General features: G+C 45.8%; 1 protein-coding gene. It reads left to right on the top strand.

Annotation, left to right across the window (positions count from 1 at the left end; translation table 11 throughout):
• Positions 1 to 254: 254 nt before the first annotated feature.
• Positions 255 to 550: hypothetical protein (locus R8O11_RS30495; RefSeq protein ID WP_318195297.1), on the top strand; the 296-nt coding region annotated here is incomplete at its 3' end.

Here is a 550-nt window from a genome sequence, read left to right as displayed (position 1 = left end):
CATCGCCTACACGAGTCGTCGCCAATCAACACCGTTTCCGTTTACCGCAGTTTGTCATTGCCAGAAAGTCTGGGCGCTTTTGGAAGTTGCGCGACAAGATTTTTGAAGATGAACTTAAATAACGCTCGATTCGCACCAGTGATTTTGCCAAGAGCAAAGTGAATGTGACTGAACCGACAGTTCACACGATGATTCACTTTCTGTTCATGTACAGCTAGATATAATTTTGCCAACTCTTCAGAAAAGGTTTTGCTATGTATAAACCAGTGACTTCTCAAAATCTTGCGTTGTTTTTCAGCCTCGCCCCGATGCTGCTTTCTGCACCAAGCTTCGCGCAGCAAAATGATATTTACACCACGCAAAATGGCCACGCCATCGTGCAAGATGTCGAAAAGCCCGGCACACGTATCGAATTTGATGAAGACCAAGATGAGGTCTACCGCGCCGTACAAAAAGGCTACATTCGTCCCTTCTCTGAGCTTTACGCGGCCGTCGAAAATGACCTTTATGGTCGCATCATCAAAGTCGAGCTTGAAGAAGATGACAATGA

Source organism: Vibrio sp. 1288, assembly GCF_033344475.1.
The sequence above is the reverse complement of the archived record's forward strand: the minus strand, read 5'-3'. Positions and strand labels throughout refer to the sequence as shown.